Origin of the sequence: Modicisalibacter ilicicola DSM 19980, from assembly GCF_900128925.1 — a bacterium.
Taxonomy (GTDB): Bacteria; Pseudomonadota; Gammaproteobacteria; order Pseudomonadales; family Halomonadaceae; genus Modicisalibacter; species Modicisalibacter ilicicola.
Genome location: NZ_FQUJ01000009.1, coordinates 45,730 through 67,346 on the forward strand (window position 1 = coordinate 45,730; position 21,617 = coordinate 67,346).

Sequence of the window (21,617 nt, forward strand, 5' to 3'; positions counted from 1 at the left end):
TGCAAGTGCTAATGCTTGCGGCGTGCCATCGTGTAAATTGTTCTTTAAAATCAATTAATTGAATTCATATTGCCGAGAAAGACAAGGGGCCGCGGGGCATGGCGAGGGTGTGGTGCGCACCATTAAGTGCTCTCGATTCAACGTTTTGCACCTTACTGGCGCATGCGCGCTCGGCCATCCTTGCGTATGCTGGGACGGTCAGTACACGAGCGAAGGAGCGTAGCGATGGCGGGCAGCGACAGAATCAGTCGATTGGCACAGCAGTTGGGCGAACGGCTTCAGGATGCGTCTCATGCGCCCGAGGAGATCCAGCGCAGCGTACACAACGTGATGCGCGGGGCCTTCGACCGCATGGAGCTTGTCTCCCGTGAAGACTTCGACATCCTCATGGATGTATTGCAGCGCACCCGAGCCCGGGTCGAGGCCCTCGAGAAACAGGTCGCCGCCCTGGAGACGGCGCTGGACCAGGAAGCCACCTCCGCCCTGGCAGCCGCCGACAGCGTGGCGCCCCCGGCGCAGGCGTCAGGCGGCGTCAGCGAGATCAGCGAGAGTGGCGAGAGTGGCGAGAAGGACAACCCTCGAAAGGGCGCTGCGGATAACGATGACGAGACCGGCGGTGCCGAGAAGCAATAGGCTCCAGGAACGCATTCGCGAGGAATCAGTATGGCGCTGGCCATAGTCACGACACGGGCGGGCGTGGGTCTCGAAGCGCCGGAAGTTCTGGTCGAAGTGCATCTTTCCAACGGTTTGCCCGGGTTGACCCTGGTAGGGCTGCCCGAGACGGCGGTGCGTGAGAGCCGGGAGCGGGTGCGCAGCGCCTTGCTAAATGCCGGCTTCGACTTTCCCACCACGCGGCGTATCACCGTCAATCTGGCCCCGGCGGACCTGCCCAAGGAGGGCGGGCGTTTCGACCTGCCCATCGCCCTGGGGATCCTGGTGGCCTCCGAGCAGATTCCCGTCTCGGCCCTGGAAGGGCTCGAATGCCTGGGTGAACTGGCCCTGGATGGCCGGCTGCGACCGATCAATGGCGCCTTGCCGGTGGCGCTGGCCGCCCAGGCGGCCGGGAGACGCCTGCTGCTGCCCGCCGCCAATGCCAACGAGGCCGCCCTGGCAGAGGGGCTGCAGGTCCTGCCGGTGGAGCATCTGGGCCAGGTGGTCGCTCACCTGCTCGGGCGCGAGAGCATCGCCCCCCATCGGCTCGCCATGCCGGCGCTGCCGGAGGGCCCCAGCGAGGATCTCGCCGACGTGCGCGGTCAGCATCAGGCCCGCCGCGCCCTGGAGGTCGCCGCGGCAGGCGGGCACAACCTGCTCTTTGCGGGCCCGCCGGGTACCGGCAAGACCATGCTCGCCAGCCGCTTGCCCGGCATCCTCCCGCCTCTCTCCCACGACGAAGCCCGGGAAGTTGCCGCGATTCGTTCGGTGTGCGGCCTGGGATTGCTCGAACGCTGGGGTGAGCGTCCCTTCCGCTCGCCGCATCATACCGCCAGCGGTGTGGCCCTGGTTGGCGGCGGTTCGAAGCCGCGTCCCGGGGAGATCTCCCTGGCCCATCATGGCGTCCTCTTCCTCGACGAGTTGCCGCAATTCGACCGTGGCGTGCTGGAGGTGATGCGCGAGCCGCTGGAGAGCGGCCGCATCCATATCGCCCGGGCCAGCCATCAGCGCTGTTTCCCGGCGAGCTTCCAGCTTGTCGCGGCGATGAACCCCTGCCCGTGCGGGCACCTGGGCGACCCGCGCAAGAGCTGTGTCTGCACGCCGGCCCAGGTACAGCGCTATCAGTCGCGCCTGTCGGGCCCCCTGCTCGATCGCATCGACCTGCAGGTAGAGGTGCCCGCGCTGCCGGCGGACCAGCTGACGTCTCCCGCCGGCGGGGAAAGCTCGGCAACGGTCCGCGAACGGGTGCTGGCGGCGCGCCGGCGTCAGCAGGGCCGGGGCGCACTCAATGCCCGACTGCCGGGACGCGAATTGGAGACCGCCTGCGCGCTGAGCCAGGCGGAGCGCGCCTGGCTGGCGGATGTGCTGACCCGGCTCAAGCTCTCGGCCCGGGCCTATCACCGCGTCCTACGGGTGGCCTTGACCCTGGCCGATCTGGCCGGTGAAGCCAGGCCGAGCCGCGCGCAGCTGATGGAAGCCATCGGCTATCGTCAGCTCGATCGCCTGCGCGGGACGAGCATGACCGGCCGAGAGATCGCCTGATGCTGGCATTCCTGAGTGACATGTCCCTGACCGTCGCCATCGGCCTGTTCGTGGCACTCTCGGCGGTGATCGGCGTGGTGGGCACGCGCCTGGCCCACGTGGTCGATGACCTGGCCGATCGTACCGGCCTGGGCGAGGCGATTGCCGGTGCGGTACTCATGGGCATGGCCACGTCGCTTTCCGGTATCGTGCTGTCGGTGAGCGCGGCCCTGCGTGACCAACCGGAACTGGCCATGAGCAACGCCCTGGGCGGCATCGCCGTGCAGACCCTGTTCCTGACCGCGGCGGACGTGGCCCATCGGCGGGCCAATCTCGAGCATGCCGCCGCCTCCATCGGCAATCTCATGCAGGGCACGCTGCTGCTGTGCCTGCTGTCGCTGCTGCTGATCGGCCGGTTCTCTCCGGAGATAACATTCTGGCAGGTCCATCCGATCACGCCGCTGCTTTTCATCGGCTATGTGTATGGGCTGTATCTGGTGCGCCAGGCCCAGGACAACCCGATGTGGCGACCCTCGCGTACCCGGGAGACCCGGGTCGACGAACCCGACGAGCAGGCCCTGCAGCGGTCGCTGACCTCACTGTGGCTGATGTTCGTGCTGCTGGCCGCCATCCTGGGGTTTTCAGGCTGGATGCTCGAGAGAAGCGCCACGGTGATTGCCCAGGAGACCGGCCTGAGTCAGGCGGCGGTCGGGGTGCTGCTGACCTCGGTGGCGACCTCGCTGCCGGAACTGGTCACCACGGTCGCCGCAGTGAAGCGCGGCGCACTGACCCTGGCCGTGGCTGGCATCATCGGCGGCAACGCCTTCGACACTCTGTTCGCCGCCGCCTCGGACATCGCCTACCGTGGCGGGTCGATCTACCACGTGGTGCCGGACTCGGTGTCGCTGTGGATCGCCCTGTCGTTGCTGATGACCGGCGTGCTGATCATGGGATTGGTACGTCGCGAGGAGCAGGGCCCCGGGCGTATTGGCTTCGAGAGCGTGGCGATCATCGGCTGCTACGTTGCCGGGGTGGTGATGATACTGATCTCGGGCGGCAAGGACTGAGCGCCTTTATCTCAGGTTGCCGCCCAAGGCCTCCTCCAGGGCGGCCAGGCGCCCCGGCGCCAGCGCATCCGCCAGGGTGCTGATGCGCAGCACATGGCCCAGCTCGGGGTGCAACGGGCGGTGGATCAGGCTGCCCGCCTCGAGCAGTTCGTCCTTCACCTGGGCAGCGAGACCGGCCTCCGGCAGGCGCACGGCGACGAAATTGGTGGCGCTGTCGGGCACATCGCCCCCTCGTTCTCGCAACCAGGCGGCGAGACGCTCCCGACGTTCGATCACCGCCTCGATATGGGCGTGCACCTCCTCGTGATGATCTAGCACGGTCTCGGCAGCGGCCAAGGCCAGCGACGAGACCGCGTAGTGAATCCTCACCTTCATCAGCACTCCGAGAAGCGCCGGTGCAGCGATGGCATAGCCGATGCGCAGGCCGGCCAGGCCATGGGCCTTGGACAGGGTGCGCACCCGGATCACCCCAGGCCAGGCCTCGCCGGCGCCGGGCGCCCTGGCGTCATGGCGAAAGTCGTGGTAGGCCTCGTCGAGCAGCAGGGTGCAGTCGTCAGGCAGGGCGCGACGCAAGGCACCGATGTCCCGGTCATCGTGCAGATGGCCGCTGGGGTTGTCGGGGTTGGCCAGGTAGACCACCCGGGCGCGATGGCGGGCAGCGGCATCAGCCAAGGCGTCGAGGTCCGGCGCCAGCACGCCGGGCCGATCCTGGTAGGAGACCTCCTGGACCGCACACCCCTGGCCCTCGGCGAAGTAGCGAAAGGTGGGATAGGTGCCGGCACTGGTGACGACCACGCAGCCGGGATCGCACATCGCCCTCAGCGCCAGGGCAATCAGGCTGTCGGCCCCCGCATCCACGAGCAAGGCATCGATGGGCGTGCCCAGGGCCTTCGACAGGCGTTGGCGTACCCCCACCGCTTCGGCATCGCCATAACGACGGGCAAGTGTGGCCACCTCGTCGCCGAAGCGTGCCGATAACGCCGCATGGGGCATGTCCAGCCCCTCGTTGGAGCCCAGGTTATGAGGGATGCCACGTCCCAGGCGTCGCTCCAGCGCCTTGATCCCGGGGAAGGGATTATGCGGGCCGTCACGATAAAGATGGCTGGCATGGCGGGGCATGGCGGCTCCTTGGCGAGGGAAAGGGGTATTCCTCATTGTGGCGTCCGAGACACGTGCCTACAAGGCGCTGGCATCCAGTGCGCCATCGATGACCTGGCGCCAGCGAGGGTTGGCGGAACCGGGCCTGAACAGGGAGAGCTCGAGGCGATAGGGCAGCAGCTCGCGGTCGGAGAGCCGCAGGGCCGGCCCCTGCGCGACCAGTTGGCTCTTCAGCAGCCATTGATTGTCCGGCGAGGAGGCGTCCGCCATGGAGGGCACCCAATTGAGTACCTGGGGGCCGTCGTCCTGGGCCAGCAGCGCCCGGGTCAGGGTCTCGCGGAAGTGCTCGGTATCGACGCCCAGGCCCGTGTCGATGTCCGGGCGCGCCAGCAACAGCACGATCTCCTCGGTCGGGGCTGCCCAGTCGGGGGCCTCGACCACCGCCTGGGCGGCCCGCTCGCCCAGCCCGTAAAGCGCCTGACGCTGGGTGGTGGGGCGCTCCGGTTCGCTGGCACACCCGGCCGCCAGACTCGCCAGCAGCAGGAGGAGAAGAGGCCCGAGTCTCATAGAGCGGCCGGCTGGTGAGTGCTGGAAGAGTAGTGGCAGCGCTGCTCGATCTCGTCGACGAAGCCATCGAGTTCGTCGAACAGCGATTCGCGGATGATGTCGGCTTCATTGACCAGATGGTGCCGTGCTTCCGGATGGCAGTGGACCCGGGCTGCCGGGAACTTGCGCTGCAGCACCTCGAGGTTCCATTGCCAGTCGACGGTCAGGTCCTGCTCTCCCTGCAGGATCAGCACCGGCACGTCGCTGGCCGGGAGTGTCAGCATGTGCGTCATCCAGCGGCGCATCGCGGTGACCCAGGTCAGGGTAAGCCGATCGGCCTGAAGGGGGTCCCCCTCGCGCAGGAAGGCGACGAAGTCGTCGTCGGTGGAGTTGGGCCGATAGGTGCGCGGGATCGAGTCGATGAAGGGGCTCGCCAGGCGATGCAGCCAGTTTGATTGCGGCCAGCCCCAGGGGCGCACCAGCGGGGCCAGCAGCACCAGGGCCTGCCAGGGGGCGGTGGCGCCCTGCATCAAGGCATCGGTGGCAAGAATCGATGCTCCGGTGCTCTGGCCGAGGCCGATCCAGGGGCGTGGCGCCAGCTCGTCCTGGGTCAGTCGATGTTGCAAGGCCTGCAGGCAGGCGCCGTACTCCTCGAAGTCGTCGATGGTCGCCCGGGGCCCGCTGGACAGCCCGTGCCCGGGCAGGTCCCACAGGACGACGCGAAAACCCTGGCGCAGCAGGCGTTCGAGCAGATGGCGATAAAGCCCCAGATGGTCGAAGTAGCCATGGACGACGAAGGCGGTGCCGCGGGGCTGTTCGGGCGACCATACCTGGGCCCAGAGCCGAAAGTGTCGCGTATCGACGAATCCCGCATACAGACCCACATTGTCTCGAAGCAGCGGCGTCAGCCGGTAATGATCGAGATAATGGATCAGCGCAGAGGAATGTGGTTCATTGACGGGAGCCAGCGGCCCCAGGGCTTGCAGCGGTGCGAAGTCGATCATCGAGTTCTCCCTGTACGCTCTCATGCTAGCCCGAATGGGGCCGGAACACGAAAAGTCCTTATTAACCATTGGTCAAGTGGATCGCCACCCGAGCCCTGTTTCGGGTACTATGTGGAAGCCATTTCCATAACCGTCGTTGTCACAACGGACTACCTATCGCCGCTGATCGGGTGATAGCAGCACACCAGGAGTGTTTTTCATGTCACAACGCATCTCCCGCCATCGCCTTCAGGTGGCTTCCGAACTCGATCGGTTCCTCAATGAGGAGGCCCTGCCGGGAACGGGGCTCGATGCCGATGCCTTCTGGGCCGGGGTCGATGCCCTGATTCACGAGCTGGCGCCCCGCAATCGCGAACTGCTGGCGGAACGCGAGCGCCTGCAGAGCGAGCTCGACACTTGGCATCGCGAGCATCCCGGCCCGGTGCGCGACCTGGCCGCCTATCGCGACTTCCTGAAGAAGATCGGCTATCTGGTGAATGCCCCGCACCGGGTCGAGGCCTCCACCGCCAACGTCGACGACGAGGTCACCGTCCAGGCCGGCCCGCAACTCGTGGTGCCGGTGAGCAACGCCCGCTATGCGCTGAATGCCGCCAATGCACGCTGGGGAAGCCTCTACGACGCCCTCTACGGCACCGATGCCATCAGCGAGGACGATGGCGCCGAGATCGGCCGCGACTACAACCCCAAGCGCGGCGCCAAGGTCATCGCCTACGCGCGCAACGTGCTCGACCAGGCCGCGCCGCTGTCCAGCGCCTCCCACCGCGATGCCGTGCATTATGCACTGCGCGACGGCCAGCTGGTGGTCTCTCTCGAGGGGGGCCGCGAAACCGGTCTCGAGCGCCCCGATCAACTGGTCGGCTATCAGGGCGAGGCCGACAAGCCCAGCGCGATCCTGCTCACTCAGCACGGTCTGCACCTCGAGGTGCAGTTCGACGCCGAGCATCCGATCGGGCGCACCGACGCGGCGCGCATCAAGGATGTCGTGGTCGAGGCCGCCATCACCACCATCATGGATTGCGAGGATTCCGTGGCCGCGGTGGATGCCGAGGACAAGGTCGGCGTGTACCGCAACTGGCTCGGCCTGATGCAGGGCACGCTTCAGGAGGAGATCGACAAGAACGGCAAGGTCCAGACCCGCCGCCTCAATCCCGATCGCACCTACACCGATCCCGATGGCGACGCCCTGACGCTGCCCGGTCGCTCACTGATGTTCGTGCGCAACGTCGGCCATCTGATGACCACCCCGGCGATGCTCGACGGCGACGGCAACGAAGTGCCCGAAGGACTGCTGGACGGCATCGTCACCAGCCTGATCGCCATGCACGACCTGAAGAAGACCCGGGTCCTGGGCGGCGGCGATCCGGGGGCGTCGAAGGGCATCCAGAACAGCCGCACCGGGTCGGTCTACATCGTCAAGCCCAAGATGCATGGCCCCAAGGAGGTCGCCTTCTCCAACACCCTGTTCGAGCGGGTCGAGGACCTGCTGGGTCTGCCGCGCAATACCCTCAAGATGGGCATCATGGACGAGGAGCGCCGTACCTCCGTCAACCTCAAGGCATGTATCCACGAGGCCGCCAGTCGGGTCGTGTTCATCAACACCGGCTTCCTCGATCGCACCGGCGACGAGATGCACAGCACCATGGAAGCCGGTCCCATGCTGCGCAAGGGCGACATGAAGCACAGCACCTGGATCGACGCCTATGAGCGCAACAACGTCCAGGTCGGCCTGGATTGCGGCCTGCGCGGTCGCGCCCAGATCGGCAAGGGCATGTGGGCGATGCCGGAACTGATGGCCGCCATGCTGGAGCAGAAGATCGGCCACCCCAAGGCCGGGGCGAACACCGCCTGGGTGCCGTCGCCCACCGCCGCGGTGCTGCACGCCTTGCACTACCATCAGGTCGACGTGGGTGCCGTGCAGCACGAGCTGAAGAGTCACGGTCTTTCGGATCTGCTCGACGACCTGCTCACGGTGCCGGTGGTCGAGAGCGCCGACTGGTCGGAAGACGAGATCCAGCAGGAACTCGACAACAATTGCCAGGGCATCCTCGGCTACGTGGTGCGCTGGGTCGAGCATGGCGTGGGCTGCTCCAAGGTCCCGGACATCCACGACGTGGGACTGATGGAGGACCGGGCCACCCTGCGCATCTCCAGCCAGCACATCGCCAACTGGCTCTACCATGGCGTGGTCAGTGCCGCCCAGGTCAAGAAGACCCTCGAGCGCATGGCCGCCGTGGTCGACAAGCAGAACGAAGGTGATCCGGGCTACACGCCGATGACCTCGCACCTCGAGGAGTCCACCGCCTTCCAGGCCGCGACGGACCTCATCTTCAAGGGCCGTGAGCAACCCTCGGGCTACACCGAGCCGCTGCTGCACCACTGGCGGGCGGTACACAAGGCCAAGGGGCACTAGGCAGACGAAGTTTCCTCCGAGAGGGGAACTCGCTGTCGGAAAAGCGGGAGGCCTCGCCGTCATGGAGCGGCGGGGCCTCCCGTGCTTCAGTCCGTTTCACTCCTTTTCCTCGCGCTCGTCGCGTCGATCGTCGCAGGATGCCTGCTGCTCGCTGTTGTCGGGTTTGCAGCCAAACCAGTTCTCTTCCGGCTGAGCGTTGCCGGAGGGCGCCTGCTTGGCACCATCCTCCGTCGGCTTGGACCGATCGAGGGACTCTTCCATCTTCTCGGTCGCCTCGCTGGGCGATCGAGCCTCCCCGTCGTGAGAGGGGGTCTCCTGAGCCATGAGAGGCGCACTCAGCAACGTGAAGGCGAGTAGCAGCAGCATGAATAGGCGGGTTGGCACGTGGACTCTCCTTGTTGTCTTGTCTGGCTTCTTAAACCAAGCGCTTTTCGAGTGGACACGCAACCGGCAGGACGGCTCGATTCCTTGCCTGAGGGCCACGTGGACGGCCTCGTCCTGGCCAAGGCTGTGCCGCGATCGCCGGTTACGCTATCGTGAGGCCTCGGGTTCGCTAATGCCAGGAGAACACAGATGACCGTGATGACCGCCGCCGCCATCGAGGACTTTCTCGACGAGGTCTTCCCCCAACGTCAGGGAACCATCGAGGGCGTCGATGAGATGCGCGCCACCATGAGCCTGGCCATCGAGGATGAACACCTGCGCCCCGGCGCCAGCGTGTCCGGTCCCAGCATGATGGGCCTGGCGGATGTCTGCCTGTACGTGGCGATCCTGGCCCAGATCGGGCCGGAACCCATGGCGGTGACCACGGACCTCAATTGTCACTTCCTGCGCCGCGCCCGGGGCGATCGCGATCTGATCGCCAATGCCCGGGTGGTCAAGCTGGGGCGTCGCCTGGCGGTGGGCGAGGTCGAACTGTTTTCTGCCGGTGACAATGATCCGGTAGCGATCGTGACGGCCACCTATGCCCTGCCCGACCGGGACGACTAGCATCCGACGTCGTTATCAAAGCCTGGTTCGCCAGACGACTGCCGCCAGGGCCAGCCAGCCGGCCAGGAACGACACCCCGCCTATCGGGGTGATCATGCCCAGGGCGCGAACGCCGGTCAGGGCCATCAGATAGAGCGATCCCGAGAACAGCAGAATGCCCGTGGCCCACAGTCCCAGAACCAGGAGCTGCCCGGGCGTCGCCTGCTGTTGTCGCTGGATCAGTATCAGCAGGATCGCCAGGGTATGCCAGGCCTGGTAACGCACCCCGGTCTCGAAGGCCGCGAGCAACCGCTCGCTGACCTGCCCTTCCAGGCCATGGGCGCCGAAGGCGCCGGCCAGCACCATGACAAAGCCGCTCGAGGCGGCGGCGACCCAGAGCAAGCGCTCGCGCATGTCGACATTTCCCGGTAGTCGTCTCATCCCTCAACTCCCCGTCGATCAAAAACTTTCCAGCGTCAACGTTTCGCAATGTGCCTTGCGTCGCTATCCTTTCGATCAGGCGCAAGACAAATTCAGGAGAATAATGCCATGGAAGCCCTCCTTTCGTTCATCGTGCCGTTGCGCGATGGCATCTATGCTGTCATGAACCCGGTCAGCGATTTCATCTGGAGCTACATCCTGGTGTATCTGCTGCTGGGCGCGGGACTGTTCTTCACCGTCATGACCCGGGGAATGCAGTTCAGGATGTTCCGTCACATGGCCAAGGTGACGATCAGCGCCCGGGGGGCCAACGGGGGTGTCAGCGGGTTTCAGGCCTTTGCCACCTCGATGGCGGCACGTCTGGGCACCGGCAACCTGGCCGGGGTGGCCATCGCCCTGTGGGTCGGCGGGCCCGGGGCGATCTTCTGGATGTGGGTCACCGCCCTGGTGGGCTTCGCCACCGCCTTCATCGAATCGTCCCTGGCCCAGCTTTACAAGCACACCAACGAGGATGGGGTCTTCCGCGGCGGTCCTGCCTACTACATCGAGCGAGGGCTGGGCTGGCGCTGGCTGGGCGCGCTGTTCGCGGTGTTCCTGGTCATCGCCTACGGGCTGGCCTTCAACGCGGCCCAGTCCAATACCATCGCCCAGGCCATGAACGGCGCCTTCGGGGTGCCCAACTGGATCACCGGCGTGGTGCTGGTGGGCCTGGTGGCACTGGTCATCTTCGGCGGCCTGAAATCCGTCGCGCGCACCGCCGAGAAGATCGTGCCGGCCATGGCCATCGCCTACCTGCTGGTCTCGATATGGATTCTCGTCACCAATCTCACCGCCGTGCCGGACATGCTGACGTTGATCGTCAAGAGCGCCTTCGGCTACGGTCCCGCGGTCGGCGGCGCGGTAGGCTATTCGATCAAGGTGGCCATGGAGAACGGCATCAAGCGCGGGCTGTTTTCCAACGAGGCAGGCATGGGTTCCACCCCCAACGCCGCCGCCCAGGCCAGCGTCAAGCACCCGGCTGCCCAGGGGCTGGTGCAGTCCTTCGGGGTCTTCGTGGACACGATCGTGGTCTGCTCCTGCACGGCGGTGGTGATCCTGCTCTCCGGTGTCTACGACGAACTGCTGAGCAGTTCCGCCGGCGCGTCCATCGAAGGCATCAAGCTGACCCAGGACGCCATGGTCGACCACCTGGGCTATTTCGGCGAGGTCTTCATCGCCATCATCATCCTGTTCTTTGCCTATACGTCGGTACTGGCCAATTACTCCTTCTCCGCGGTCAACATCGAGTACCTGTTTCGCGGCCATGCCAGGAAGGCGGATCACACATTTCGCTGGGTGATCCTGGCCATGGTGATGATCGGTTCGGTGGCCAAGCTCTCCTTCGTGTGGAACTTCGCCGATCTCTCCATGGGGCTGATGGCCACCACCAACCTGTTCGCCATCCTCCTGCTGTCTCCCGTCGGGCTGCGGTTGCTCAAGGATTACGAGCGTCAGCGTCGCGAGGGCCACGACGAGCCGGTCTTCGATCCGCGCGTATTGAAGAAGCCCGAGCTGGTCGATGGGGATGTATGGCCTCCGAAACATGAGGATGTCGGCGGCGAGCAACGAAGGTAAACTATCGCCCCTCACGGGACGCGGTCACGAACGCATCGATGCTTGAGTCAGAAAACCAGGGTATGAACGACGAAACGAACGGTAACGACGGGACGAGCCTGCGACCCAGGCGCGGCGTGAAGAGCTACGTCTTGCGGGCCGGACGCATGACCACCGCCCAGACCCGGGGGCTGGAAGAGGTGTGGCCCCGGCTGGGGCTGCGTGTAGAGGACGGCCACCAGGATCTGGATCGCCTGTTCGGGCGCCACGCGCCGCGGATCGTGGAGATCGGCTTCGGCATGGGGGCGTCGCTGGTCGAACAGGCCGAGACGCACCCCGGGGTGGACTTCATCGGCATCGAGGTGCATGCCCCGGGCGTCGGCAAGCTGCTCGACGAGGCCGACAAGCGCGGCCTGACCAACCTGCGGGTCTACCGCGAGGACGCGCTGGAGGTGCTGTCGCGCTGCCTGCCGGAAGCGAGCCTCGATGCGGTGCAGCTGTTCTTTCCCGACCCTTGGCCGAAGAAGAAGCATCACAAGCGGCGCATCGTCCAACCCGCCTTCATCGAACTGGCGCGCACGCGGCTGAAACCCGGCGGTGTATTGCACATGGCGACCGACTGGGAAGCCTACGCCGAGCACATGGTCGAGGTGATGGCCGATGCGCGGGGGTATCGCAATACGGCGGAAGAAGACACGGCGCCTTACGTGCCCCGCCCCGAGTTCCGTCCCTCGACCAAGTTCGAGGCCCGCGGCGAGCGGCTCGGCCATGGCGTCTGGGACTTGATCTTCGCCCGGGAGGCCTGAGTGCCCGGCGCCGCCGGTTCATGGCGCGGCGCGCGAACGCTCGCGCCGCTTCCTTGCTTCCCGGGATCGCCGAACGTCAGAAGCACTCCCAGGGCGGCCACGATCATGCCCAGGCCGCCCAGCAGGCCAGGCAGTTCGTCGAACAGCAGCGCCGTCCACACCAGCGTCACCGCCGGCGTCAGGTAGATCAGGGTCGACAGGCGTGTCACGCCAAAGCGTGAGAGCCCCTGGACGAAGAAACCGTAGCCGCCGAAGGTTGCCAGCACCACCAGCCAGGCCATCACCAGGAGAGACTCCCGGGATATGGCCGGTGGGGCGATCCCGTCCTCCCCAAGAAGCAATGCGGCGGCGAAAAACACCCCCGTCGCGGCCGCCAGTTGCAAGGTCAGGCGTGCCTCCAGAGGCAAGCCGCGGTCCGGGCGAGCCGTCATCACGCTGCCCAGGGTCACCGACGCCACCGCCAGGACCGGCAGGCCGTAGGCCCAGATCGGGGCCCCGCCTACCCCCCGGGCGTCATCGAGCACGCACAGCCCAGCCCCCAGGGTCGCCACCAGCATGCCAAGCCATTGAACGCGGGAACTCCTCTCGTTCAGCCACAGGGCGGCAAGGGTCGCGGCGGCCAGAGGTTGCAAGGCGCCGATCAAGGAGGCGACGCCGGCACTGACCCCCTGCTGGATACCCACCAGCATGGCCAGCAGGTAGAGGCCTACCGTCAGGCTGCCGCTGGCCAGCTCACCACGCAGCTCTCTTGCGGAAATGCGTCCGCTGCCTTCTCCCAGGGCACGAAGCAGCCACCAGAGTGCTGCCAATGCCGTCGCCAGGGCGAAGCGCCAGGCATAGAGGGCCAAGGGAGGCGTATCGATGGCCACCGCCAGGCGGCTGCCGACGAAACCACTGCTCCAGCACAGCACGAACCCCGTTGCGATGACGACACCGCCCAGTGGCAGCGTGGCGGAGCGTGGGGGCAGTGCGAGACGCCATCCGCGTCGATAGAGCCAGGACATAGATAGCCTCCCTTGTCGCAGTTGAATGGTAGCGAGGCAAGTCTGGACCCTCTAGAGTGTTCAATGAATCGATATTTATTTCACTGAGTGTTCAATATGACTGAAGTCTCGACCGGGGCACTGGATCTCGAGGCACTGCGCAGCTTCGTAGTAGTCGCCCAGCAGGGCACGCTGGCTGCCGCCGCGGATCAGCGCAACCGCACCGTCAGCGCCATCAGCATGCAGATCAAGCGCCTGGAGGAGCATCTGGACACGCGCCTGCTCCTGCGCGGGGCACGGGGGGTGAGTCCGACACCCACCGGCGAGGCATTGTTGCGTGAAGCCAGGGAGCTGCTGCGCCAGCACGACAATCTTCTGGCACGCTTCACCGGCCGGGGGTTGAGCGGTACGGTACGCTTCGGGTTGCCGGAGGATTACGCCAGCGAGCTGGTGGGACAGATATTGCCGGAATTCCTCGCCAGTCATCCGGACGTGCTCCTGGAGGCCGTGACGGCCACCAGTGGCGAGCTGATCAAGCGCCTGCAGCGAGGCGAGCTGACCCTGGCGGTGCTGCTCGACCGGCAGAATCGGCTGCGAGGCGGCGAGCCCCTGTGGCGAACAACACCGGTGTGGGCCGCCGCCCGGGAGGCGCGCCTGGAGGGCGATCAGCCCCTGCCCCTGGCCCTGCATCCCGTGGACTGCCCCTATCGTGCGCTGGGAGTCGAGGCCCTGGAAGCGATCGGCAGGGCCTGGTACGCGGTATTCACCAGCACCAGCATCAATGCCCTGGAAACGGCGGTGGAGTCGGGCTTGGCGGTCGGTATCCTCGATCGTCGCCGCCTGACCCCGGCCATGCGCGTGCTGGACGAAAGCGATGGTCTGCCTTCCCTGCATGGTGGAGAAGCCAAGCTCTATTTCGGTCAGCGCATCGCCGCGGATTCGCGACCGGCGGTCGAGGCGCTGGCCGCCTTGCTGCGCGAGCGCCTTCACCGGCGCGCGCCCTGGCCCGGCGAGCGTTCCGATAACACGCGCAAGGGCTGATTCGTGGAGAAATCGAAAAAAGCGGCGATTCATGAGAATCGCCGCACAAGACCGTGACTAGCTTGATGAGGAGATAACCATGGCAGGGAAATCGATCCCGATGATCAGCCTTCTCTGCGATGGAAAGCGGCGTCTGGCGAACGCCACACCTGCAAGATAACCATTCTCATTCAGGGCGTCAAGAAAAATGAGAATCTTTTTTATTTAGCTGCCGGGATGCGGTTCACCCCACCAGAGAGAGCCAGAGTGGCAGGGTGATCATCGCCAGCAAGGTCTGACCGGTGATCAACGCGGCCATCAGTTCCGCATCGCCACCCAGCTGGCGTGCCAGGATGTAGGCCGATGTCGCGGTGGGCAGGGCGGCGAACAGCAGGACGATGTCGCGACTCACCGCGTCCAGGCCGATCAGCAGGGCCAGGGCCACCACCACGGCGGGCATCAATATCAGCTTGACCAGGTTTGCCGCCCACACGCCACGGTCGAGCCGCATCAGTGCCTGGGGGCGCAGCGCCACGCCCACCGCCACCAGCCCCAGCGGCAGGGCCGCGCGGCCGAGCAGGGTGACCGCCTTCTCGCTCCACCCCGGCAGGCCGATACCGCTGAGGTTGAGCAGGATGCCGCCGAGACAGGCCAGGATCAGCGGGTTGCGTGCCAGCGCGGACAGGCTCTTGGTCACGCTCGACGGCCCCAGCGTGCCGGCGGCGACGAAGCTCGCCACGCAGAGGACATTGACCACCGGTACCAGCAATGCCACCGCCACGGCGGCCGTGGTGGTGCCGGCGTCAGCGTGAAGGGCGGCGGCACCGGCGACACCGACGTAGGTATTGAAGCGCAGGGCACCCTGGAAGACCGAGGTGAAGGCCGCGGCATCGATTCGCAGTCGCGCACGCAGGCCCCACAGCAGCGTGGCGAAAAGTGCCATGGTGCCGAGCAGCACCAGGGCCAGGCGGCCGACGGGAACCTGGGAGACGTCGGTGGTGGCCAGCGTGGCCAGCAACATGGCGGGGAAGAGCAGGAAATAGATCAGTTGCTCGAGGCGAGGCCAGAAGTCTCCCGCCGGCCAGCGCAGCCAGCCGAAAAGGGCGCCCAGCAGTATCAACAGGAACAGCGGGCCGAGCGCGTTTTCGACACCGGTCATGTCATCTCCTCAACAGGCCTGCCCTGCGACAACCGTTCACGTCCGCCCGGGCATGATGGCTGGTAAGCTCATCATCCATTCGTTGTGTCCGCCGGGATCCCCTCATCATCATGCAACCAAGAATCGGTGACAGTGGCACGTTTCCGCTGCGCAATCTGCTGACGGTCATCACGCTGGCCATACTGCTCATGGCCGTGTGGTATCTGTTCGCTCACTACCTGCGCAGTGGCGGCAAGGATATCGCGTGGTACCCTCCCGAGACACCCTGCAATCTCCATCGTGGGGCTTGTCACGCCCCGCTGGGCGAGCAGGCCAGGCTGCACCTCGCCCTGGGCAGCGAGATCGCACCCCTCGAGCCGCTGCCGATCGAGGTGCGGCTCGAGGGGGCCGAGGCCGAGCGGGTCGTGGTATTGTTCGAGGGTCGCGGCATGGATATGGGGCTGCATCGCTTCGTGCTAGACGCCGTGAGCGCTGACCGTTTCCGGGGGCTGGGCCAGTTCGGGGTCTGCAGCCTTAAGGTGATGCCCTGGCGGATCAAGGTGCTGGTCGATACCGCCGATGGGCGCAAGGGCAGCTGGTTCGATATCGAGGTGAGGCGGAGGTCTGGATGAGCCATTTCAGTCATGTACAGCGTTGGGTGATGGCGCTGGGCGCCGTTGCGCTGGTCATCGCGCTGGTGCTGACATGGGTGATGCTGCAGCGACCCGGCGATGGATACGAGGCGCCTCCTGGCGGCCCCGTGACACTGCCTTCCACCCAGGGCGAATTCTCGCTGGGTGATCTAGGCGACGATCAGGTGGCAGTGCTGTTCTTCGGCTACACCCATTGCCCCGATGTCTGCCCGCTGAGCATGGCGGTGGTGCGTCAGACCCTGGCCCGGCTCGATGAGCAGGCGAGGCAGCGGGTGGTGCCGGTGCTGATCTCGGTGGATCCGGAGCGGGACGATCTTGCGAGGCTGAAGGAGTATGTGGGCTATTTCGGGCCACGGTTCATCGGTGCGACCGGCAGTCAGGCGCAGCTTGAGGAGATTGCCGAGCGCTATGGCGTATTCTGGCGCAAGGTGGATACCGACGACTCGGCGATGGGCTACACCGTCGATCACAGTGCCTCGCTGTTCATCGTCGACAACCAGGGCAAGATACTCAAGCAGGTGGTGTACTCGCCGGTGCCCCAGGCGCTGACCAGCGCCTTGGAGCAGGTGCTGTCGGCAAGCTGACGTCACTCACTGCGGTTTTCCGGCAATGTGATCGACCATCGCCTTGAGGGCCTGGATCTGCTGGCCCTGGCGGCTGTCGTAGCCGGGATCGCGCTGCCAGCTGCTCTCATCGTAGCCCCACCAGTCCCAGCATCCCTTGGGGTTGGGCAGACTGGGCCTGGCCTGAGGGTAGAGCACGACGAGCTGATTCTCCGCCGCCCAGGCGTTGAGCCCTGAATGGCGCACGAAGGTCTCGCCGATCTGCGCGCTGCCCATCGAGCAGCCATGCAGGGCGACGGTCAGGGCGCAGGGCGCGCCTTCCTCGCAGGTCTTGGGGATGTAGACATAGCCTTCCTCGGCCAGCCCCCCCTCGTGGAATGCCGTCTGGTCGAATCGCATCAGCATGCCACGGCCATCGCCCCGGGGCGCTTCCAGGCGTTCCGGATAGAGCCACTCCAGAGCCTGACCGGCCCCATCGAAATTGCAACGTAACAGGTAAGGGCTGCCCCCTTGCGTGCATGGCGCGAGATCCGCCCCTTCGCTGGCGTTCGCGGCAACCGGCCAGCCGTGGGCCGCCACTTCGCTGTACACGACCTCGAGCTGGCTCTCGGGCGTTTCCAGCCACTCCCGGTACTGCTCGGCCAGCAGCTCGGTCAGGCGCGGATCGACGACCTCGTCGTGCTGCCCATGCCAGAGGTAGACGCGCTGCCTGGCCAGCGCCCCCGGGCTGCCCACCTGGTTCTTCTCCAGGTACGCCGCATGGCGGTTTTCCAGTGTCGCCAGGTCGGGTAGACCCAGCCGGGTGTTCATGCACTGGGTCAGCGCCAGGGCGAGCGTTCCCTGGGCACAGCCCCAGGGACCGGCGGCGAATACCGCCAGCCCGGAGAAGCGCTCAGGCCAGGCAACCGCCAGCTGAGTCGCCATGTAGCCGCCGGAGGAGACCCCCATCACGCTGATGGCCTCGGGCTCGATATCGAGCACCGCCAGGGGCGACGCCTTCGCGTCCTCGGCAGCCACCGCCGACGCCGGTAGCGTCAGCCAGACGAGAAGGAGCGCGATCGGAAACGTCATCGAGGCTTATTCGTCGTCGCTTTCGCCATCGTCGCTGGCTTCCTCGACACCCAGCAGTTCGACCTTGAAGGTGAGGGTTTCGTTGGGGCCGATGGGGCCACCGGTGCCGGCGGGTCCATAGGCCAGATCGGAAGGCAGGTAGATCATCCAGGTGTCCCCGACGCTCATCATCTGCAAGGCTTCCTGCCACCCCTCGATGACCTGGTCGACCTGGAATTCGACCGGCTCGCCACGCTGATAGGAGCTGTCGAACACGGTACCGTCGATCAGCTTGCCTTCGTAGTGCACCCTGACGGTGTCCTTGGGGTCCGGCGTGGCGCCGTCACCGGATTCGAGTTCCTCGTACTGCAGACCCGACTCGGTGACCTTCACGCCTTCCTTGTCGGCGTTTTCCTCCAGGAACTTCTCGCCCTCGACACGGTTGGCCTCGGCGGCCTTCTGGGCTTCTTCCTGCTGTTCGGCCATCTTCTGCTGCTGGAACTGGGTGAGCGCCTTGGCCATCTCCTCGTCGCTCATCTGGAGCTCGTTGCCGGCATAGATGTCCTTGATCGCCTGGGAGAAGGCATCGACGTCGAGCTCCTCGATGTCCTGAGACAGGCTCTGACCCAGGGTCACGCCGATGCTGTAGCTGAGTCTTTCCTGCTCGCTCTCCGGGGCGGCGAGCGCCAGTGGCGCGGCACCCAGGATGGCGCCAAGGGTGGCAGCGGTCACCAATGTTTTCATGAAGGCTCCTTGAGTTCCTGTAACAGATGCGATGCGTGGGACGGTATCGACACTCGTGAGTGTATTCACCGGTTACCTGCGACTCTAACAGGGCGGCCCGGGTTCCGCACCCGCCGCCCGGGCGAGGCATGCCAGTGCCTCGTCGGTCTCATGGTGACGAGCCGCGACCAGGTGACGCAATGAAGCGATGAGCGTGTCACCGGGCAAGGCCTGGCGAACACCCAGCCCGGCCTCGGCCAGTGCCTGAAGCCGGTTCAGGGCCTCACGCTCGGCGAGCAGCTCGGCCTCCTTGATCGTCTGACGCAATCGGGCGATGTCGGGTCGGTCCCTGGCCAGGGGCTTGAGGGCCCGGCGCTGAGCGCGCAGCGGCCGGGTGACTTCGCGCTGCCAGCCCCTTACTCCCTCCAGGGCCCGTCCGGCATCCTCCGCCGGGGCCATCCCCCGGCTCGCCAACCAGCACACCCACAGCAGCTCGCAGACATCCAGGCCGTGGTCGTCCTGCAAGGCCAGGCAGGCATCGGCCACGTGCCGGCGAGCGTAGAGAACCAGCGCGTAATTCCACAATCGGCTAGAATGATCGTCCATTTTTTGCTTGGCTGCGCCATCCCACGCTTGAGAGGCATCATGATCGCACTGCGCCAACTGGCCCTGCAACGCGGTACCCAACCCCTGTTCGAGGAGGCGGAACTGACCCTGCACGCCGGCCACAAGGCCGGCATCGTCGGTCCCAATGGCGCCGGCAAGTCGAGTCTGTTCAAGCTGCTGCTCGGCGAGTTGACACCGGATCGCGGCCAGGTCGAGCTCTCCGCCGGGCAGCGGATCGCGCACATGGCCCAGGAGATCGAGACGCTCGACCGCTCGATTCACGATTACGTTCTCGACGGCGATGCCGAATTGCGTGGCACCCAGGCCGCCCTGGAAAGCGCCCGGCAGAACGGCGAGGCGCATCGCGAGGCCGAGCTCCACGGCAGGCTCGAGGCGCTCGATGGCTACAGCGCGCCAGCCCGGGCGGCACAGCTGCTGGTCGGGCTGGGGTTTACCCAGGCTCAGCTCGACCAGCCCCTGGCGGCGTTCTCTGGGGGCTGGCGCATGCGGGTCAACCTGGCGCGGACCCTGTTCATGCCCTCGGACCTGCTGCTGCTCGACGAGCCCACCAACCATCTCGATCTCGATGCGCTGCTGTGGCTGGAGCAGTGGCTGATACGATATCCCGGCACCCTGCTGCTGATCTCCCACGACCGCGACTTTCTCGATGCGGTATGCGATCACATCGTGCACTTCGATCGGCATCGACTGGTGCTCTATCGTGGCAACTACAGCGCTTTCGAGCGCACCCGGGCCGAGAAACTCGCCCAGCAGCAGGCCGAGGCCGCCAAACAGCAGGCGCGGCGCGAGGAGATCGAGCGCTTCGTGGCGCGCTTTCGCGCCAAGGCGACCAAGGCGCGCCAGGCCCAGAGCCGGTTGAAGATGCTCGAGCGCATGGAGACCATCGCCGTGGCTCACGTCGACTCGCCGTTTCACTTCACCCTGCCGTCTGCGGACAAGACTTCCCACCCGTTGCTGGTGCTCGATCAGGCCAGGCTGGGCTACACCTCGCCGCTGTTGAGTGACGTCAAGCTGACGCTGCTTCCTGGCCAGCGCATCGGCCTGCTGGGCCCCAATGGGGCCGGCAAGTCGACACTGATCAAGTCGCTGACCGGCGAGCTTCCCCTGATCGAAGGCAAGCGGGTCGCCGGCGAACACCTGGCCATCGGCTACTTTGCCCAGCACCAGCTCGAGGGGCTCGATCTCACCGCTTCCCCCTTTCTGCACGTGCAACGGCTTTCGCCCACCGCCAGCGAACAGGCTGTGCGCAACTTCCTGGGGGGCTTCGGCTTCCGGGGCGACGACGTGTTCGGCGAGGTCGGGCATTTCTCCGGTGGCGAGAAGGCGCGTCTGGCACTAGCCCTGATCGCCTGGCAGAAGCCCAACCTGCTGCTGCTCGACGAACCCACCAACCACCTCGACCTGGAGATGCGCGAGGCCCTGACCGAGGCCCTGGCCGCCTTCGAGGGCACGGTGATCATCGTGTCCCACGATCGTCACCTGCTGCGTGCCACGGTGGACGAGTTCTGGTGCGTGGCGGACGGCAGGGTCTCGCCCTTCGATGGTGACCTCGAGGATTATCGCGCCTGGCTCAAGGCGCGGCTCGATGCCGAGCGGCGCGAGGCTCGCCCGGAAAAATCGCCGGGCGACGCGCCGGCAGCCGATCGCAAGGCGGCGCGTCGGGTTGCCGCCGAACTGCGCGAGAGGCTGCGCCCGCTCAAGCGCGAACGCGATCGGCTCGAGCGCGACATGACCCGAACCACCGACGAACTGGGCCGGGTGGAGACCCAACTGGGCGACACCGAGCTCTACACCGATGCGTCCCGCAAGGAGGAGCTGACGACCCTGCTGGCCCGCCAGGGCGACCTCAAGAATCGCTTGGAAACGCTGGAACACGACTGGCTGGAAGCGGAAGAGGCGCTGGAGCGGCTCGAGTCGGAGCTGTCGCCGAGCTGAGCATGGCTAGGCTGTTGGGCAACGATCCGGCGCTTGGCTAGACTGGGGGCGAGAGCAACGGATGACGGTCAAAAGGAGATTGCCATGCCCTACGACAAGCGCGACGAACTGCCCGATGGTGTGCGTAACGTCTTGCCGCCCAAGGCGCAGACCATCTACAAGGAGGCCTTCAACAGCGCCTGGGACGAGTACAAGGATCCCGAGGATCGCCGAGGCAACGATTCCCGGGAGGAAACCGCGCATCGCGTGGCCTGGGCCGCGGTCAAGGAGAAGTACGAGAAGGGCGACGACGACAAGTGGCATCCCAAGGAGTAGGAGGACGATCAGCTTTCCAGCAGGAAGGTCACCGGCCCATCGTTGACCAGGCTGACCTGCATGTCGGCCCCGAACTCGCCGCCGGCGACCTTCGGCCAGCGTTCTTCGGCTTGCTGCCGCAAGTAATGATAGAGTCGTTCTCCCTCGTCTGGCGAGGCGGCGCTGGAGAAGCTCGGTCGCAACCCCTTGCGGGTGTCTGCGGCCAAGGTGAACTGCGAGACCAGCAGCAATCCCCCGTCGACCTGCCGCAGATCGAGATTCATCTTGCCGGCGTCGTCGCCGAAGACGCGGTAGTGCAGCAGCTTGTGCAGTAGCCTGTCGGCTCGCGTCTCGTCGTCTCCCTTCTCCACCCCGATCAGGGCCAGCAGGCCCCGTTCGATGGCACCCACGCAATGGCCTTCTACCTCCACGCTGGCATGTTGTACCCGCTGAATCAGTGCCTTCATGTCTCACCGATGACTCGCCGAAGAAGAATCCCCCGCCGAGTGGCGAGGGCCGCATGCT

23 protein-coding genes are annotated in these 21,617 nt (G+C 65.9%); 12 read left to right on the forward strand and 11 right to left on the reverse strand.

Annotation, left to right across the window (positions count from 1 at the left end):
* Positions 1 to 225 precede the first annotated feature (225 nt).
* From BUA41_RS11115 to BUA41_RS11125, 3 genes are read left to right on the forward strand one after another with little or no spacing between them, the layout of a single operon-like run.
* Positions 226 to 633 carry an accessory factor UbiK family protein gene (locus BUA41_RS11115; protein WP_072822794.1) on the forward strand — a complete coding sequence of 136 codons (408 nt, stop codon included), beginning with the start codon at positions 226 to 228 and terminating at the stop codon, positions 631 to 633.
* Between the two features lie 30 nt (positions 634 to 663).
* A complete protein-coding gene (locus BUA41_RS11120; RefSeq protein ID WP_072822796.1) occupies positions 664 to 2,193 on the forward strand; it encodes a YifB family Mg chelatase-like AAA ATPase in 1,530 nt (509 codons plus the stop codon).
* Positions 2,193 to 3,239: a sodium:calcium antiporter gene (locus BUA41_RS11125; RefSeq protein WP_072822798.1), complete on the forward strand. Its 1,047-nt coding sequence runs from the start codon at positions 2,193 to 2,195 to the stop codon at positions 3,237 to 3,239. The genes BUA41_RS11120 and BUA41_RS11125 overlap by 1 nt, the downstream gene beginning before the upstream one ends.
* Positions 3,240 to 3,245: 6 nt before the next feature.
* On the opposite strand, the gene BUA41_RS11130 is transcribed toward BUA41_RS11125, so the two are convergent.
* From BUA41_RS11130 to BUA41_RS11140, 3 genes are read right to left on the reverse strand one after another with little or no spacing between them, the layout of a single operon-like run.
* Positions 3,246 to 4,358, reverse strand: coding sequence for a pyridoxal phosphate-dependent aminotransferase (locus BUA41_RS11130; RefSeq protein WP_072822800.1), 1,113 nt, complete (start codon positions 4,356 to 4,358; stop codon positions 3,246 to 3,248).
* A gap of 57 nt (positions 4,359 to 4,415) precedes the next feature.
* On the reverse strand, positions 4,416 to 4,904 hold the full coding sequence (locus BUA41_RS11135; protein ID WP_072822802.1) for a hypothetical protein: 489 nt from the start codon (positions 4,902 to 4,904) through the stop codon (positions 4,416 to 4,418).
* Complete coding sequence (locus BUA41_RS11140; RefSeq protein ID WP_072822804.1) at positions 4,901 to 5,887, reverse strand: alpha/beta hydrolase; 987 nt, start codon at positions 5,885 to 5,887, stop codon at positions 4,901 to 4,903. Before BUA41_RS11140 ends, BUA41_RS11135 begins: the two co-directional genes overlap by 4 nt.
* 199 nt (positions 5,888 to 6,086) lie before the next feature.
* Here BUA41_RS11140 and BUA41_RS11145 point away from each other — a divergent pair, with 199 nt between their 5' ends.
* A complete protein-coding gene (locus BUA41_RS11145) occupies positions 6,087 to 8,297 on the forward strand; it encodes a malate synthase G (protein ID WP_072822806.1) in 2,211 nt (736 codons plus the stop codon).
* Between the two features lie 96 nt (positions 8,298 to 8,393).
* Here BUA41_RS11145 and BUA41_RS11150 read toward each other — a convergent pair whose 3' ends face one another.
* Positions 8,394 to 8,681 (reverse strand): hypothetical protein, encoded by a 288-nt coding sequence (locus BUA41_RS11150; RefSeq protein ID WP_139249110.1) that lies wholly within the window; start codon positions 8,679 to 8,681, stop codon positions 8,394 to 8,396.
* Positions 8,682 to 8,870: 189 nt separating this feature from the next.
* Here BUA41_RS11150 and BUA41_RS11155 point away from each other — a divergent pair, with 189 nt between their 5' ends.
* Positions 8,871 to 9,287, forward strand: coding sequence for a PaaI family thioesterase (locus BUA41_RS11155; RefSeq protein WP_072822811.1), 417 nt, complete (start codon positions 8,871 to 8,873; stop codon positions 9,285 to 9,287).
* A gap of 15 nt (positions 9,288 to 9,302) precedes the next feature.
* Here the strand turns inward: BUA41_RS11155 and BUA41_RS11160 are convergent, their stop codons facing one another.
* The gene (locus tag BUA41_RS11160) at positions 9,303 to 9,707 is read right to left on the reverse strand and encodes a DUF423 domain-containing protein (RefSeq protein WP_245791905.1); all 405 of its coding nucleotides are present in this window, start codon (positions 9,705 to 9,707) and stop codon (positions 9,303 to 9,305) included.
* Positions 9,708 to 9,815: 108 nt separating this feature from the next.
* Here BUA41_RS11160 and BUA41_RS11165 point away from each other — a divergent pair, with 108 nt between their 5' ends.
* Together BUA41_RS11165 and trmB are read left to right on the forward strand one after the other, a co-directional pair.
* Positions 9,816 to 11,321 carry an alanine/glycine:cation symporter family protein gene (locus BUA41_RS11165; protein WP_072822815.1) on the forward strand — a complete coding sequence of 502 codons (1,506 nt, stop codon included), beginning with the start codon at positions 9,816 to 9,818 and terminating at the stop codon, positions 11,319 to 11,321.
* 62 nt (positions 11,322 to 11,383) lie between these two features.
* Positions 11,384 to 12,106, forward strand: coding sequence for a tRNA (guanosine(46)-N7)-methyltransferase TrmB (gene trmB / locus BUA41_RS11170; protein WP_072822817.1), 723 nt, complete (start codon positions 11,384 to 11,386; stop codon positions 12,104 to 12,106).
* Here the strand turns inward: trmB and BUA41_RS11175 are convergent.
* Entirely contained in the window at positions 12,004 to 13,110 is a 1,107-nt protein-coding gene (locus BUA41_RS11175; RefSeq protein WP_072822819.1) for a DMT family transporter, read from the reverse strand. The two genes, trmB and BUA41_RS11175, sit on opposite strands and share 103 nt — an antisense overlap.
* Before the next feature lie 96 nt (positions 13,111 to 13,206).
* Here BUA41_RS11175 and BUA41_RS11180 point away from each other — a divergent pair, with 96 nt between their 5' ends.
* On the forward strand, positions 13,207 to 14,130 hold the full coding sequence (locus BUA41_RS11180; RefSeq protein ID WP_072822821.1) for a LysR family transcriptional regulator: 924 nt from the start codon (positions 13,207 to 13,209) through the stop codon (positions 14,128 to 14,130).
* A gap of 223 nt (positions 14,131 to 14,353) precedes the next feature.
* Here BUA41_RS11180 and BUA41_RS11185 read toward each other — a convergent pair whose 3' ends face one another.
* Positions 14,354 to 15,268, reverse strand: coding sequence for an AEC family transporter (locus BUA41_RS11185; protein ID WP_072822823.1), 915 nt, complete (start codon positions 15,266 to 15,268; stop codon positions 14,354 to 14,356).
* 110 nt (positions 15,269 to 15,378) lie between these two features.
* Here BUA41_RS11185 and BUA41_RS11190 point away from each other — a divergent pair, with 110 nt between their 5' ends.
* On the forward strand, positions 15,379 to 15,879 hold the full coding sequence (locus tag BUA41_RS11190; RefSeq protein WP_072822825.1) for a hypothetical protein: 501 nt from the start codon (positions 15,379 to 15,381) through the stop codon (positions 15,877 to 15,879).
* On the forward strand, positions 15,876 to 16,484 hold the full coding sequence (locus BUA41_RS11195; protein ID WP_072822827.1) for an SCO family protein: 609 nt from the start codon (positions 15,876 to 15,878) through the stop codon (positions 16,482 to 16,484). The genes BUA41_RS11190 and BUA41_RS11195 overlap by 4 nt, the downstream gene beginning before the upstream one ends.
* Positions 16,485 to 16,490: 6 nt before the next feature.
* On the opposite strand, the gene BUA41_RS11200 is transcribed toward BUA41_RS11195, so the two are convergent.
* The 3 genes from BUA41_RS11200 to BUA41_RS11210 form a co-directional block, all read right to left on the reverse strand.
* Positions 16,491 to 17,534: an extracellular catalytic domain type 2 short-chain-length polyhydroxyalkanoate depolymerase gene (locus BUA41_RS11200; RefSeq protein WP_072822829.1), complete on the reverse strand. Its 1,044-nt coding sequence runs from the start codon at positions 17,532 to 17,534 to the stop codon at positions 16,491 to 16,493.
* 6 nt (positions 17,535 to 17,540) lie between these two features.
* On the reverse strand, positions 17,541 to 18,257 hold the full coding sequence (gene bamJ / locus BUA41_RS11205) for a BamJ family beta-barrel-assembly machinery protein (protein WP_072822831.1): 717 nt from the start codon (positions 18,255 to 18,257) through the stop codon (positions 17,541 to 17,543).
* Positions 18,258 to 18,341: 84 nt separating this feature from the next.
* Positions 18,342 to 18,842, reverse strand: a complete 501-nt coding sequence (locus BUA41_RS11210; RefSeq protein ID WP_084671450.1) for a TIGR02444 family protein — start codon at positions 18,840 to 18,842, stop codon at positions 18,342 to 18,344.
* Positions 18,843 to 18,881: 39 nt separating this feature from the next.
* Here BUA41_RS11210 and BUA41_RS11215 point away from each other — a divergent pair, with 39 nt between their 5' ends.
* Both BUA41_RS11215 and chaB read left to right on the forward strand, forming a co-directional pair.
* Positions 18,882 to 20,798 (forward strand): ABC-F family ATP-binding cassette domain-containing protein, encoded by a 1,917-nt coding sequence (locus tag BUA41_RS11215; RefSeq protein WP_072822836.1) that lies wholly within the window; start codon positions 18,882 to 18,884, stop codon positions 20,796 to 20,798.
* A gap of 84 nt (positions 20,799 to 20,882) precedes the next feature.
* Positions 20,883 to 21,113 (forward strand): putative cation transport regulator ChaB, encoded by a 231-nt coding sequence (chaB, locus tag BUA41_RS11220; protein WP_072822838.1) that lies wholly within the window; start codon positions 20,883 to 20,885, stop codon positions 21,111 to 21,113.
* Positions 21,114 to 21,121: 8 nt separating this feature from the next.
* Here chaB and dtd read toward each other — a convergent pair whose 3' ends face one another.
* Positions 21,122 to 21,559 (reverse strand): D-aminoacyl-tRNA deacylase, encoded by a 438-nt coding sequence (gene dtd, locus BUA41_RS11225; protein ID WP_072822840.1) that lies wholly within the window; start codon positions 21,557 to 21,559, stop codon positions 21,122 to 21,124.
* Positions 21,560 to 21,617: the final 58 nt, after the last annotated feature.